Source organism: Rosistilla ulvae (assembly GCF_007741475.1).
Taxonomy (GTDB): domain Bacteria; phylum Planctomycetota; class Planctomycetia; order Pirellulales; family Pirellulaceae; genus Rosistilla; species Rosistilla ulvae.
The window spans coordinates 2,192,968-2,207,726 of sequence record NZ_CP036261.1 but is presented as its reverse complement, the minus strand read 5'-3'; the positions used below and the strand labels follow the sequence as shown (position 1 = coordinate 2,207,726).

Annotated in this window: 12 protein-coding genes; 9 read left to right on the top strand and 3 right to left on the bottom strand. The window is 59.5% G+C overall.

What is annotated here, in order from left to right; genetic code table 11:
* Positions 1 to 116: 116 nt before the first annotated feature.
* Complete coding sequence (gene tsaD, locus EC9_RS08010) at positions 117 to 1,139, top strand: tRNA (adenosine(37)-N6)-threonylcarbamoyltransferase complex transferase subunit TsaD (RefSeq protein WP_145343894.1); 1,023 nt, start codon at positions 117 to 119, stop codon at positions 1,137 to 1,139.
* Positions 1,140 to 1,241: 102 nt separating this feature from the next.
* Here the strand turns inward: tsaD and EC9_RS08005 are convergent, their stop codons facing one another.
* A complete protein-coding gene (locus EC9_RS08005) occupies positions 1,242 to 2,948 on the bottom strand; it encodes an alpha-keto acid decarboxylase family protein (protein ID WP_145343892.1) in 1,707 nt (568 codons plus the stop codon).
* A gap of 202 nt (positions 2,949 to 3,150) precedes the next feature.
* Here EC9_RS08005 and EC9_RS08000 point away from each other — a divergent pair, with 202 nt between their 5' ends.
* The gene (locus EC9_RS08000) at positions 3,151 to 4,446 is read left to right on the top strand and encodes a thymidine phosphorylase (protein WP_145343890.1); all 1,296 of its coding nucleotides are present in this window, start codon (positions 3,151 to 3,153) and stop codon (positions 4,444 to 4,446) included.
* Complete coding sequence (locus EC9_RS07995; RefSeq protein WP_145343888.1) at positions 4,443 to 4,874, top strand: cytidine deaminase; 432 nt, start codon at positions 4,443 to 4,445, stop codon at positions 4,872 to 4,874. Before EC9_RS08000 ends, EC9_RS07995 begins: the two co-directional genes overlap by 4 nt.
* A gap of 736 nt (positions 4,875 to 5,610) precedes the next feature.
* Here EC9_RS07995 and EC9_RS07990 read toward each other — a convergent pair.
* Both EC9_RS07990 and EC9_RS07985 read right to left on the bottom strand, forming a co-directional pair.
* Positions 5,611 to 7,017 carry an undecaprenyl-phosphate glucose phosphotransferase gene (locus tag EC9_RS07990; protein ID WP_145343885.1) on the bottom strand — a complete coding sequence of 469 codons (1,407 nt, stop codon included), beginning with the start codon at positions 7,015 to 7,017 and terminating at the stop codon, positions 5,611 to 5,613.
* Between the two features lie 216 nt (positions 7,018 to 7,233).
* Complete coding sequence (locus tag EC9_RS07985; RefSeq protein WP_145343883.1) at positions 7,234 to 7,611, bottom strand: hypothetical protein; 378 nt, start codon at positions 7,609 to 7,611, stop codon at positions 7,234 to 7,236.
* Positions 7,612 to 8,022: 411 nt separating this feature from the next.
* Here EC9_RS07985 and EC9_RS07980 point away from each other — a divergent pair, with 411 nt between their 5' ends.
* From EC9_RS07980 to araD, 6 genes are all read left to right on the top strand, one after another.
* Positions 8,023 to 9,351 carry a lipopolysaccharide biosynthesis protein gene (locus EC9_RS07980; protein WP_145343881.1) on the top strand — a complete coding sequence of 443 codons (1,329 nt, stop codon included), beginning with the start codon at positions 8,023 to 8,025 and terminating at the stop codon, positions 9,349 to 9,351.
* A gap of 42 nt (positions 9,352 to 9,393) precedes the next feature.
* Positions 9,394 to 10,608, top strand: coding sequence for a glycosyltransferase family 4 protein (locus EC9_RS07975; RefSeq protein ID WP_145343878.1), 1,215 nt, complete (start codon positions 9,394 to 9,396; stop codon positions 10,606 to 10,608).
* Positions 10,601 to 11,407 carry a WecB/TagA/CpsF family glycosyltransferase gene (locus EC9_RS07970; RefSeq protein WP_145343876.1) on the top strand — a complete coding sequence of 269 codons (807 nt, stop codon included), beginning with the start codon at positions 10,601 to 10,603 and terminating at the stop codon, positions 11,405 to 11,407. Before EC9_RS07975 ends, EC9_RS07970 begins: the two co-directional genes overlap by 8 nt.
* 228 nt (positions 11,408 to 11,635) lie before the next feature.
* Positions 11,636 to 12,385 (top strand): uracil-DNA glycosylase family protein, encoded by a 750-nt coding sequence (locus tag EC9_RS07965; protein ID WP_246106015.1) that lies wholly within the window; start codon positions 11,636 to 11,638, stop codon positions 12,383 to 12,385.
* Between the two features lie 4 nt (positions 12,386 to 12,389).
* Complete coding sequence (locus EC9_RS07960) at positions 12,390 to 12,956, top strand: hypothetical protein (protein ID WP_145343874.1); 567 nt, start codon at positions 12,390 to 12,392, stop codon at positions 12,954 to 12,956.
* 63 nt (positions 12,957 to 13,019) lie between these two features.
* Complete coding sequence (gene araD / locus EC9_RS07955; RefSeq protein ID WP_145343872.1) at positions 13,020 to 14,756, top strand: L-arabinonate dehydratase; 1,737 nt, start codon at positions 13,020 to 13,022, stop codon at positions 14,754 to 14,756.
* Positions 14,757 to 14,759: the final 3 nt, after the last annotated feature.

Below are 14,759 nucleotides of genomic sequence, written 5' to 3'. Positions count from 1 at the left end.
TGGGCTGCACCGTGGCGGCCTTCACACGCCGCGGCAACGGTTCTCAAGCACCTTGGTTTCCATCGGTCTTTGAGTCGCCGATATCGTAATGAAAGTCGCTCGGGCCTTAAGCTGCAATGATTATATTGACAATCGAATCAACGTGCGATGAGACTGCCGCTGCGGTGATCGCTTCGGGGCCCCACGTTTTGGGGGCCGCCGTCGCCACTCAGACCGAATTGCACGCCCGATTCCAAGGCGTTGTCCCCGAGGTCGCCGCTCGCGCTCACGTCCAACGTATCCTGCCGGTGATCGACGAAGCGATCCGACAAGCCGACATCGATCCGGCCGATCTCGACGCGATCGCCGTCGCAAACACCCCCGGTTTGGCGGGGTCGTTGATGGTGGGGCTGACCGCCGCCAAAACCTTGGCCGTTGCTTGGAACAAGCCGCTGGTGGCGGTGAACCATCTGCAGGCCCATATCTACGCCTGCCAAATGTCCGATCCCGGCGAGATCTATCCCTGCGTGGGACTGATCGTCAGCGGCGGGCATACAAGTCTATATGCTTGCCACAGCGCAACCGAGCTGGACTATCTGGGGGGAACGATCGACGACGCCGCTGGCGAAGCGTTCGATAAAGTTGGTGCGATGCTCGGTTTACCCTTCCCCGGAGGGCCGTCGGTCTCTCGCGCGGCAGCCGATGGAAATCCGAAAGCGCACGATTTCCCTCGCTCGCTGGTCGGCGAGGACCATTTGAATTTCAGTTTTAGCGGTTTGAAGACCGCCGTTCGGTACTGTTTAGTCGGTCCGGGGAAGCAAGATTTTTCGCAGCTGCAGCTATCCCAACAGCAGTTGGCCGATCTGTGCGCCAGTTTTGAACAGGCGGTCGTCGACTGCTTGGTCGCCAAGAGTCGCCAAGCGATTCGCCAAACCGGTTTTTCCAAGCTGTGCGTCGGCGGCGGCGTTGCCGCCAACGGACGTCTTCGCGCCGCCTTGGCCGAAGCGGCCGATCGGGACGGATTTGGGCTGGTGATCGCGCCGCCGGAACTGTGCACCGACAATGCGGTGATGGGAGCGGTGGCGCTGGAACAGATCGAACGCCACGGCTACGCCGAGCTCGACGTCGATATCCACCCCGGCCTACAACGCGGCTACTAAATAGAAGAGACACTGCGTTGCCGAAGGCTCGCGGCCAAGCCTCCTTCCTTCTCTTCCCTCAACATGGCACCGACCGACACGTCGCGGTCGCGCCGACAGGGCTCAGCGTCCGGCAACCTTTTCGCCCATCCGTTCGCCCAATCGCTTGAGGGTTTCGCTGGCGTCATTTTCGACCAGCCGGGCTTGGATGATCGTCGGCTGAGATCGATCGTCCCAAGCGGCCGACAGCGCGGCGTCGAATTCCGCTTCGGTGTCGACCAAAAAACCCTGGCCGCCGCCGAGCAGTTCGGGCATCTTATGATAAGCCCACGGCTGGATCTCGTTGTATTCCCAGTCCCCCGCTTGAAGATAGCGCTCGGTTCCGTAGCCGTGGTTGTCCAACACGATCACGATCGGGCTGCAACCATTGCGGACCAAGGTCGACAATTCGCATCCGGTCATCTGAAACGCGCCGTCGCCAACCAATATGACGACGCGATGGTCGGGCCGCGCCGCCGCCGCACCAACCGCCGCCGGGACGCTGAATCCCATCGACGTGTAATAGGCCGGGCTGAGGAATTCGCCGCGATCGTGGGTCACCAATTCCGTGGCGGCGAAGAGCGCATCGCCGACGTCGGCGATCACGACGGTGTCGAGATCCAAGCAGGTGTTCAGCCGCGACATGATACGGCTGATTCGCAGCGGCGCTGCCGGTTCGATCTCAAACGGTTCGCGGTCGCGGTGGAAGGTGATCGCATCGGGAATCGTTCGCTTCGTCGGCTTCAGATCCAAGGAGTTCAATCGATCGAGGAACTCGCCCAACGCGACGTTGTGAAAATGATGATGCGAGATCTGCAACGCTTCGCTTGTCGCGTAGACACATTTGTCGAGATCGAGATTGGCGGTGTAGATGCCTAGATTGATGTCGGTCATAAATGTGCCCAACAGCAGGATCAGATCGCTTTGTTCGACAAACGAGGTGACTTCGTTGCGGCCGATCGCCCCCTCGTACAATCCGACAAACAGCGGATGGTGTTCGCTGATCACACTTTTGCCAAGGATCGTCGTGGCGATCGGGATCTGCGTCCGCTCGGCCAGTTCCACCAGTTGGTTCTGCAAACCGAAGCGATGCAGTTCGACACCCGCGACGATCACGGGACGCTTTGCGGCGGCGATCCGCTGCGCCGTTTCAGCCGCAGCTTCGGCGATCGCTTTTAGATCGGACTCCCACGCCGGCTGGCGGAACGAATGGGTGATCGGCGGGACGGCGTGGACCATGTCGCGCGGCAGTTCGATATAGACCGGGCGTTTGAAGCGGTCGGCGGCATCGAGCGCCCGATCGATATCGGCAAAGGCGGTTAACGGATCGGTCAGCTCCACCGCATCGATCGTCACCTTTTGGAAGACTTCCAATTGGGTGCGGAAGTCGCGGACCTTGTGGTGCAGCAGGGGATTGTTCTTCCGTTCGTTCATCCCCGGTGCTCCGGAGATCACGACGACCGGCGACTTTTCGGCATACGCACCGGCGATGCTGTTGCAGACGCTCAGCCCGCCGACTGAATAAGTCACGCAGACGGCTCCCATGCCATGTAGTCTCGCGTACGCATCGGCTGCGTATCCGGCGCAGTCCTCGCGGGTGCAACCGATCACCTTCAAGCGACTCTGTTCCAACATGCTGTAGAACGACAGGATGTAGTCGCCGGGGATCCCAAACAGATGTTCGATTCCGTAATCGCTGAGCCGCCGGATCAGATATTCCCCGATCGACAGGTTGGCCATCGGTCGCCGTGACTCCGCCGCTCCGTTGTGATTGGACTCCGCTTTTGACATCGTTGTACCAGCCTTTCGGTTTTCGAGAAGAGACGATCTCTGGAGTGCATTTTATGCCACTTGCGATCTAGAGGGCAATCTTTTGGGGGCCGCCAACACGCTTGGCGTTCATTTCTCGGCGTGCGAAACGAACGCGAAGCGTGGTATAACGGGTGCTGGACAGGCTGCTGAATCGAGTCGATTTTACGATGGAGGCAATGGATTGATCCCCGCAGTATTGATCGCGAAGAAACGAGATGGACATCCGTTGAACGACGCGGAGATCGCTTGGTTCATCGAGGCCTTCATGGGCGGTGAGGTCTCCGATCCGCAGATGTCGGCGATGGCGATGGCGATCTGTTTGCGAGGCATGACGCCGCAGGAGATCTCGGCGTTGACGGCGGCGATGTTGGCCAGTGGCGAAACCTTGCTACGCGACTCTTCCTCGTTGCCGCGAGTCGACAAGCACAGCACCGGCGGCTTGGGAGATAAGGTTTCGTTGATCCTCGCTCCGCTGTTGGCCTGCTGCGACGTGCAGGTTCCGATGATCAGCGGCCGCGGGCTGGGGCTGACCGGCGGCACGTTGGATAAACTGGAATCGATCCCCGGGTTTCGCTGCGATCTCGATCTCGATAGATCCGCTGCCGTCCTGAAGTCAGTCGGCTGTCATATCGTTAGCGCCAGCGAACGACTTGCGCCAGCGGACCGTCGGCTGTACAGCCTTCGCGATGTCACGGGGACGGTCGAATCGGTCGCGTTGATCACGGCCAGCATCTTGAGCAAGAAGCTGGCGGCGTCGTTGGATGCATTGGTGATGGATGTGAAAGTCGGCTCTGGAGCGTTCATGAAATCGCACGCCGATGCGCTGAGTCTGGCGACTTCACTTGTCGAGACGGGAAGCGAAATGCAGCTGCCGGTGACGGCGTTGATGACCGACATGGATCAACCGCTGGGCCGCGCTGTCGGGAATGCGTTGGAGGTGAACGAAGTCCTCGATCTGTTGCGCGGCGAGGGGCCAGCGGAAGTCCGCGAACTGACGCTGCAGTTGTCGGCGCAAGCCTTGCTCGCCGCCGAGGTCTGCCAATCTCGCGACCAGGCCCTGTCGCGTCTGCGGCGCGTTTGGGATGATGGTTCGGCGAGGGAGCGATTCGAAAAGATGATCGCCGCCCAAGGTGGCCGGATCTCCGGCCATCTGCCCGTCGCGGCAAAGCACCCTATCGTGGCGCAGCGGGGGGGATTCGTCAGCGCGATCGAGTGCTCGACGATCGGCCAATGCGTGGTCGAACTGGGAGGCGGCCGTCGCAGCGCCGGCGACTCGATCGATCCGGCGGTTGGTGTGCAAGTCGACATCGCGATCGGCGAACGCATCGAATCGGGCCAACCTCTCGGTTTCGTCTTCTGCAGCGATACCCAAGCCGAACGCTGGACGAAGGAACTGCAGCAGGCATTTATTGTCGCCGACGAAGTTGTCGCGCCGCGGCCATTGATCATTCAACGCATCGAATCGAAGAAACTATGAATCCTAATGACACCAAGCCTGCCGCCGAAGATCCCGATCTGCTAACTCAGTTGATCGACGTTGCTTGCGACGTCCGACAACAGGCGTATGCGCCGTACAGTAACTTCCAAGTCGGTGCGGCTCTGCTGGCCGAATCGGGAGCGATCTATCGAGGTTGCAACGTCGAAAACGTTTCGTTTGGACTGACCCTTTGCGCCGAGCGAACCGCCGCCAGTGCAGCGGTTGCCGCGGGCGAGCGTGCATTCGAAACCTTGGTGCTGGTCACAACCGGCAGCGTCTCGCCGTGTGGCGCCTGCCGACAGTTTCTGATCGAATTCGGACCGGCGTTGGAGATCGTGATGGTCGAAGCGTCGACTCGCCAAATTACCCAGCGGATTTCATTGGCGGAATTGTTGCCGAGCCAGTTCAACGATTTTCGCGAGGGTTGAGTGCCGTCGTTGGTAGTCCCACAAGCTCGATCGAGACCAATCGTTTAACCGCGGTGGCAACGCCCCACGCGACCAAGCCTCCAACACGCGGCCTCCGTTTAAACGAAGTTGGGGGATGGCAATACTAGCACGAAGCGCAAGCGAGTGATTCGGTTCGACGATCGCGAATTCACTCGCTTGCGCTTCGTGCTGGTATGGGCGAGCGCACTTTCGCGGAGCGAAAGGCGACCAAGCCTCCGGCGCGCGGCCCGTTGGGCACGCGGTTAAACGAAGTTGGGGGATAGCAATACCAGCACGAAGCGCAAGCGAGTGGTTCGGTTCGATGGTTGCGGATTCACTCGCTTGCGCTTCGTGCTGGTATGGGCGAGCGCACTTTCGCGGAGCGAAAGGCGACCAAGCCTCCGGCGCGCGGCCCGTTGGGCACGCGGTTAAACGAAGTTGGGGGATGGCAATACTAGCACGAAGCGCAAGCGAGTGATTCGGTTCGACGATCGCGGATTCACTCGCTTGCGCTTCGTGCTGGTATGGGCGAGCGCACTTTCGCGGAGCGAAAGGCGACCAAGCCTCCAACACGCGGCCCGATGGGCACTGCGGTTAAACGAATTTTGGGTGGCGATACCAGCACGAAGCGCAAGCGAGTGATTCGGTTCGAGGCTGTGAGATCACTCGCTTGCGCTTCGTGCTGGTATTGGTGCTCGTATCGATCGAGGCGACCGAAACGGTGTTGCTCGACGGCTTAATAGGCTTCGGGTTGTCGCCAGGCGACAAAAAGCGTCTTAAATAAGATCCGGATATCGAGCCACAGCGACCAGTCGCGGATGTAGCGATGGTCGAAATCGACGCGGCGTTGCATCTTGTCCAACGTATCGGTCTCGCCGCGGCAGCCTTCGACTTGCGCCAGGCCGGTGATTCCCGGTTTGATCTTATGTCGCAGCATATAGCCGCGAATCTGGCCGCGATAATGTTCGTTGTGAGCCGACGCGTGAGGGCGTGGGCCGACCAGCGACATCGAGCCTTCGAGGACGTTGAACAATTGAGGCAGTTCGTCCAGCGAAGTCTTGCGGAGGATCGCTCCCAGCGGCGTGATCCGAGCGTCTCCCTTGGTCGCTTGCCGAACGACCGATCCGTTGTCGCAGGTCGTCATCGAGCGGAACTTCCAGACCAGGATCTCGCGTCCATCGACGCCATAACGTCGCTGCCGGAAGAAGACTGGACCGGGGGAGGTCAGTTTGATCGCGGCGGCAATCATCAACATCGGGATCGCCGCGGCGACAAGCGCCGAGATGGTGACTGCGATATCGACCAGCCGTTTCGAGACGCCATCGACGCCGTACAGCGGCGATTCGAACACGCTGACCGCAGGGATTCCGCCCATGTTGGTCCATTGCGAGTGCATCAGTTCGAAGACGAAGAAGTCGGGAACGATGTAGACCGACGCGGTCGAATCACTCAGTTTTTCCAGGATGAATTTGATCCGCTCCTCCGCCCGCATCGGCAGGGAGATCATCACGATATCGAATTCATTGTTCTGAGCCGCGAGGATCAGGTCGTCGATCTTGCCGAGCAATTGCGGATCGTTGGGCCCAAGTTCCGATCGACGCTCGGGATCGCGATCGTCGTAAAACCCGGTCAACTGAAAACCGAGACCGGGCGATTGTTCAATGTTCCGCGAAACCTGCAGGCCAAGCTCGTTTAAGCCGGCGATGGCAACCCGCCGAGTACCGATTCCTTGTTTCAAAAGCATCCGTTGGCAAACCCTCCAAATCATCCGGATCAGGCAGATCATGACCGGTGCCATAATGCACCAACCGAGAACCACCGAACGAGCGAAATGTTGTCCGTAGCGAGCGAAGAACGCCAACCCAGCGATCACCGCCATGGTCAGCACCCACGTCGTCGTCACGCGGACAACTTCTTGATTCGCCGTCATGTCCAGACCAGCGCGATACAGACCGGTAACGTGTCCCAGCAACAGAAAGGCCAGGATCGCTGTCAGTCCGGCGACGATCGCTTGGTTGTCGAACCAACCGGGCGAAAGTCCTTTGACGATGGCCAGCGTGCCGATGATGGCACTGCCATCGACGATCAATCGCAAGAATTCAATGGATCGCTGGCGGGGACGAATGGGAGTTAGCGATTGCATGGATCGGATCGATAATGACGGAAGGTTCGTGAAGTCGCGGCCGACCACTCACACTGCGGTGGCCAGCTAAACACGAAACTCTAGGTCAAAACCAAGCTTGCACCAATAAAAACAGAGCCGCCGCGATGATGGTTCCAACGCCTGGGTCGTTGCGTTGGTGGCCCGACTGACAGTCGGCTCGATTTCGAAGAGTGGGAGCGGTTTGCACTGCCACGCTTAGCGAGGCGATTTGGGATACAAAACGTTCTCGAGGTTCGCTGGCAAGACGCGGCGTGGTTCCAGTCCCGCCGAGACAAACAATCGGCTGACACCCGTCATCAAACGGTGCCATTGGTCCAAGAGCATCGGCACTTCGAACTGCCCCGCGTCGCTGCGGCCGAGCCCACATTCACTGACTCGCACGGTCGAACTCAAGTGGAGCAACGCTTCGAGGCTCAGGTGGTCGCGACGGTCTTGTTCGCTGAGATCCGCGTCGTCGTAGATCCAAGCGTGAGCTGCCATGGCTTCGTCCATCAATCGCATCGCAGCGAATTCCGCGGTTGGAGCCGAGATGATGAGAGTTTGAGATCCGCAGCTTACGTAGAACTTTGCCATCGCAGTGTCATCCTTGAAAGGTGGATTGGATGTTGCCATCCGGTCGATTAGGAGAGTCGTTTGCCGAAGTGAACTGTTTCGTTCCCCTCGACACCACTAATCATCGCGACCGGTAGGGACAACTTAGGTCACGCAGCGGAAAGGACTGGAAATTTACTGCTCGGCGGCTGCGAGAGTCGCCAATAAGTCTCTGCAGCGGGGTGACAAGTAGCCTGCCCCCCCGGATGTTCCCCAGTGGAAATTGTTAGCTAGCTCACGTTCGCCGTAGTGGCCGCGATAACCCGGCCCGCGGTCCGTTTTTTCTGCGTTAGACCGTCTGTTTAGCGTTGCTATGGCCATGTTCTCGGTTCAATCTATGGGTAAACTCACAGCAGCTAGTGCCCAGCCCAACAGTTCGGGTTTACCGTCAGAATAGGAACACTCGTTATTTCGTCCGAAATCTCCGCCAGTTCTTCGATCGAGTCTCCCGAATCGGAAGCGACGACGACCGATGGGAACGTTCTTTCGAAGCGGCGTATTCGCTCGCTCGCCAGCGCAATCGCCGCAGCGTTTGGAACCTTTGGATTCTTCGCGATCCAAGGGATCCTGCTCGCGCGCCTGCTGGGGCCCGAGGGACGCGGAGCCTACGCGACGATCGTCGCCTACCCTCAGATGTTTTTGTACATGGGTTTGTTGGGATCGGCAGATATCTTCGCCCGCTTGGCAGCCAAGTTGCCAGCGTCAGCCGGCGACTCCGCGGCCAGGCGTGCTGCGATGCGTTACGGTCTCACGACGGGAATCGTCACCGCGGCTGTCTGCGTCCTGTTGGCCTGGTTCGCGTTGCCCGTCGACAAACGCTACCTCGCTCCGTTGGCTTCGTTAGTCGCACTGACTTTGCCTCTGCAGCACATCCGCTTGGCGGTTCAAGGCGTCGATCATGGCCGCGGCTACTTCTATCGCCTAAGTTCGCTGCGAGCCGCGGCGGCCGCATTTTTTCCGCTGCTTCTTTTGGGCATGTGGCTGGCCGGATGGAGCGAATTGCGCGACGTGACCTGGGCGTTTGTCGGCTCCTGCGTCGCCGGCCTGTTATTGTGCCAAGTCGGGATGCGAGGCAGTTGGTTCGGGCCGCCGCAGCAATCGGTGCTCGAATCGCTGAGCGAAAATCGCGGGCTGGCGATTTCGCAGATAGCCGCCGAACTGCTGGATCGGGCCGACCTTTTCCTGATTCTGTTTCTCGGAACGCTGACCGACCAAGGCTTCTACACCAGCGCGATCCCGATCGCCAGCACGATGATAATCGTCCCCAATGCGTTGGCGTTGTTTTCGTTCCGGCATGGTGCCGATCCCAATACTCCGTTGACCGCGGCGGGAGTCACACGTTTTATCGCGTTAATGTTTGCGGGGCAGATCGCGACCGGATGCCTGTTGGCGATCGTGATCCCCTACGCCGTGCCGATCCTATACACACAAGCGTTTACCGGCACCGTGATGTTCGCCTGGTACCTGTTGCCTTCGGGCGGGCTGCGAGGAATGCTGATGACAGCCGATGGGTACCTTCGCGGCCGCGGAATGCCCACGCCAGGAATCATCGGACGAATCGTGGCGTTGATGATTCTGATCGGGTTGACGTTTGCCTTGCAACCGCGGATGGGAATCTGGAGCATCCCCGTGGCGCTTGCCGCCGGGCAATTCGTCTGCTTGGTGATCGTCTTCTTCGCGATGTACCGCCAAACGCAAGCGAATTCACAGAACAAGGTCTAGGGAGAACGTGCAGGTGCAACGCACAGGAAAGACGTTTCGATCATGAATACGGAATTGCAATCGCATCCGAAACCAACGCGCTGCGACGCTCCGGTCGTCGATGCGCGCGTGGTTTTGTTGACGCATTACATTCCGATCTACCAGCTGCCGATCTATCAAGAGCTGTCGCGGCAGATCCGCGACTTCCACGTGCTGTTGTCGACCGATGTCGAACCGAACCGGCACTTCCAGCCGCGTTGGGAAGGGCTGGACGTAACATTGCAGAAGACGCTCACGCTGCAACGCCGTTGGCGACATTCGGCCGGTTTTGACGACACCTTATATGTTCACGTCCCCTACGATACCGGCCGCCAGTTACGGCGGCTGCAGCCCGACATCGTGCTCAGCCTAGAGCTTGGGTTTCGCTCGTTGGCCAGTTCGGTGCATCGGATCTTGCACCGTCGCAGTAAGCTGATTCTGTGTACCTATATGTCGCAGCATACCGAACAGGGACGGGGGATGATGCGAGCCACAGCTCGGCGATGGCTGATCGGCCGCGCCGACGCGATCACCTACAACGGCCCCAGTTGCTTCGACGTGCTCAGCGACCTCGGCGCCGATCCCAAACGACTGTTCCACTTTCCTTACGCGGCCAACCCCGACAGCATCTACACTGGGCCGCTGCAACCCTCCGGTTCGCCAAGCGTCACGCGGATGTTGTACATCGGCCAGATGACGCAGCGGAAAGGAGTGGAGGCGATGGTCCAGCAAGTCGTCCGTTATGCGCAGCAGCATGCGGATCAAGAGTTCCAGTTAACGATGGTGGGTGAGGGACCGTTGCGTGAGCCGCTGAGTGCTGTCGCGACGCCGGCGAATTTGGCGATTGAATTCACCGGGAACTTGCCCAGCGAGCAATTGCCGACGCTGATGCCGGCGCACGATCTCTTGATCTTTCCGACGCTAGCCGACGAATGGGGCTTGGTCGTCAATGAAGCGTTGCATTCGGGGCTGCCAGTGATCGGCAGTCTGTTGGCACAGGCAACCACCACGCTTTTGCAAGACGATCGCAACGGCTGGCGGTACGATCCCCGCGACGACAACGGTTTGTCTGGCTGTTTGGATCGCTGGCTCGCTTGCGACGCGGCGGCTCGCGCGTCGATGGCCGAGGCCTGTCGCGATTCGGTTCGCGATCGAACTCCCGGGTTTGCGGCCTCCGGTTTGATCGACGCCTGCCAATTTGTAATGGGCCATTCAACAAACGATCGATGCGATGATTGATTCGGGAAAACACAGTGTGATCGGCGTCAATGTCGACGCGGTCGACTATGAAGCCGCCGTTGCCAAGATCATGCATGCAGCGATCGGGCGACAATCGATGTCGGTCACGGCGCTGGCGGTGCATGGCGTGATGACCGGCTATTTGGATCGTGAGCAGAACTATCGGCTGAATCGATTCGATCTCGTCTGTCCCGATGGGCAACCGGTCCGTTGGGCGCTGAACCTGTTGCACGGCTGTGGGCTCAGCGACCGCGTCTACGGTCCCGAATTGACGCTGCGGTTGTGCCAGGCGTGCGTCGAACAACAGCAATCGATCTTCCTGTTCGGTGGGACCGACGAGATGAATGCTGTTTTGATCGACAAGCTGGCCGAGAAGTTTCCTGGTCTGAAAGTCGCCGGCGCGCGAGCCTCTCGTTTCCGAACGCTCTCCTCCGAGGAGTGTTCCGAACTGGCCGACGAGATCAACGCCAGCGGTGCCAGTTTGTGTTTCGTCGGGATCGGATGCCCACGACAGGAAACGTTTGCGTTTGAAATGCGCGATCGGATCTCGATGCCACTGATCGCTGTGGGGGCTGCGTTTGCGTTTCATGCCAACCTGTTGCCGCAGGCACCTTCATGGATGCAGCGTGCCGGGCTGGAGTGGCTGTTTCGTCTCGTCAAAGAGCCGACGCGACTGTGGCGCCGCTATCTGTACCTCAATCCGCTGTACCTAAGCTTGTTGGCCTTGCAACGGCTGGGTATCTTCAAAGGCCGTACCGACGACGGCATCCCGCCCCAGCAAGAGGTGTTGTTTGGGTGACCGTTCAACCACGACCATACTAGCACGAAGCGCAAGCGAGTGAAATCGTGAACGACGCGCCCAATCACTCGCTTGCGCTTCGTGCTAGTAAGAATTACGTTCGGGCGCGACGCATGCGGGAGGTCGAAAATGCTAGGCGTTCCTGTCGACGTGGTGCCGCAAAAAACTAAACCATCCTATTAAAAGATCGATCCCTTCGATCGTGTTCCGCAGCGATTGCGTCGCTGCATGGCGAGACGTTGGGCCGACATCAATATGCCCAATAAAACCGCTACTCGATTGATCGAATCTGCCGCGAACCTGGCCGACGAAGTCGACCGATTGTCGTTCGCCGAACCGGTGACGCACGTCTACAACCCGCTGCGGTATGCCGCTGCGGCGCACCGGATGTATCTGTCGCGATACGCCAAACCGACCTGCAAGGTTCTGCTGCTGGGAATGAATCCCGGGCCGTGGGGGATGTCGCAGACCGGTGTTCCGTTTGGCGAGATCGGTGCGGTCCGGAACTGGATGAAGATCGAAACCGAAGTCGAAAAGCCCGATCCCGAACATCCGAAGCGGCCGATCGAAGGTTTCGCTTGCCAACGCAGCGAGGTCTCCGGACGGCGGCTGTGGGGACTGTTTGCCGAACGTTTCCCCGATCCCAAAGATTTTTTTAAGACGCACTTTGTGGCAAACTATTGCCCGCTGGTCTTCATGGAAGCGTCGGCTCGGAACGTGACTCCCGACAAGTTATCCAAAGCCGAACGGGGCGCGTTGGAACAGGTCTGCGATGCGCATTTGGCTGAAGTGATCGAGGCTCTCGATCCGACTTGGGTTGTGGGAGTCGGTGCGTTTGCTGAAAAATGTGCCGGCCGCGTGCTGACGGGAGATCGCAAATTGGCGAAAATCTTACACCCCAGCCCCGCCAGCCCCGCTGCCAACCGAGGCTGGGCCGAAGCGGCGACCAAACAACTCGAAGACCTCCAGATTTGGTGAACCGATGATTTCCATGACCGAAGATTTTTGTTCGCTGCCGCTGCCGCAGGAACTCGTCGACGCAATCGCTGCGTCGCAATTGCCAGGCCTGGGCGATGGCCCCACCAATCCGGCGATCGTCGATTGGATCAGCGGCAATCGGCTGCAGGATTCTCAAGGAAAACCGCACGACCGCGACGCGGCCGCCTGCTGCGACAGCGGGTTGTGGTTGCTGGCGGGCGATCTCGACCGATCGCACTCGATCAGCCAGGATATCCACACCGCCGACGGCAGCTTTTGGCATGGCATCATGCATCGCCGCGAGCACGATTTTGGCAACGCAAAATATTGGTTCCGCAATGTCGGAACCCATCCAGCGTTCGAGACCTTGGCCGAGGCTGCGACGCCGCTGGTGACCGATCAGACCGCGTCGCTGATCGCCGACGACCGCTGGGATCCCTACGCGATGGTCGACCTGTGCCAGCAAGCGGTTCGCAGCGGCGGCGATTTGCAGTCGCAGTGCCAGCAGCTGGCTTGGCTGGAGTGGCAGGTGCTGTTCGCAGCCAATTTCCGCTACGCTTTTATGGACTGATCCGCAGCGTTTGAGTAGCCATTTATAGCTGCATTTCTTCCGCCTCCAACCAAGCAACCGATCATGAGTGAGCGACCACGCAAGACGCCCGAACAACTCCGCAGCTACCGCTACTTCGGCCCCGACGACCTGCGTTCCTTCGGGCATCGGTCGCGTCAGAAGCAGGCCGGGTTTGCAACCGAGGAGTTTAAAGACAAGCCGGTGATCGGGATCTTGAACACCTGGAACGATCTGATTTCGTGCCACGCCCACTTCCGCCAACGAGCCGAAGACGTCAAGCGAGGCGTTTGGCAGGCGGGTGGATTTCCCGTCGAGATTCCCGTGATGGGACTCAGCGAAACGTTCATGAAGCCGACCTCGATGTACTATCGCAATCTGTTGGCGATGGAGACCGAAGAGACGCTGCGGACCTATCCGTTGGACGCGGTGATCTTGATGGGAGGCTGCGACAAGACGACGCCGGCGATGTTGATGGGAGCTCGCAGCGTCGATATTCCCAGCATCTTCATGCCGGGCGGGCCGATGTCGCGGACCAGTTGGCGCGGCGAACCGCTGGGGAGCGGCAGCGACGTTTGGAAATATTGGGATCAACGCGGCGCGGGGCGTCTGTCGTGCGAAGCCTGGTGCGAATTGGAAGATCACATCGCCGCATCGCCCGGCCACTGCATGACGATGGGAACCGCATCGACAATGACCGCGATCGCCGAAACGATGGGGCTGTGCCTGCCCGGATCCTCGTCGGTTCCCGCGACGCATTCGTCTCACTCGCGGATGGCATCGGCCACCGGATCCCGCGCCGTCGAACTCGCTTGGCTGGACATCAAGCCGTCGGAGTTCATGACTCCCGAATCGTTCGACAATGCGATCACCGCGTTGATGGCGATCGGCGGATCTACCAACGCGATCGTTCACTTGATGGCTTTGGCTGGACGAGCCGAGGTGCCGTTGACGCTGGAACGCTTCGACGAGATCTCGCAGAAGACGCCTGTCGTCGGCAACTTGCGGCCAGCTGGAAAATACGTGATGGCCGATCTGTTTGATGCCGGCGGGCTGCAGGGGCTGTTGCATCGGATCGGCGACCTGTTGAATCTCGATTGCCCCAATGTCGCCGGAACGACGCTGGGCGAAGCGATCGAGGGAGCGGAGGTGTACGACGAGGATGTGATTCGTCCGCGCTCGAATCCGCTGAGCGAATCGAGCAGCTTGGCCGTGCTGCGCGGCAACCTGGCTCCCGACGGTTGCGTGATCAAACCGCCAGCGGCTGAGAAACATTTGTTGCAGCATCGCGGGCCGGCAGCCGTCTTCAAGAATTACCCCGATCTGAAGGCTCGGATTCATGATCCCGCCTTGGGGCTGACCGCAAACCACGTGATCGTCTTGCAAAACGCAGGTCCCTTGGGCGCTCCGGGGATTCCCGAATGGGGCATGCTGCCGATTCCAAAATATCTGTTGGAACAGGGCGTGACCGATATGGTCCGAATCTCCGACGCGCGGATGAGCGGCACCAGTTACGGCGCGTGCGTGCTGCACGTGGCACCGGAATCGTTTGTCGGCGGACCGCTAGCGTTTGTGCAAGATGGCGACATGATTCGTTTGGATGTCGCCGGACGGCAGATCGAACTAGAGATCAGCGACGAGGAACTCGCCAGTCGCCGCAGCGGTTGGACGCAGCCGGAGAACAAGTTCACTCGCGGTTACGGCAAACTGTACTTCGAACAGACGACGCAGGCCGATCTCGGCTGCGACTTCCGCTTCTTGCACGCCGACGGCAGCAAAGACAAAGATCCCGAGATCAATTGATCG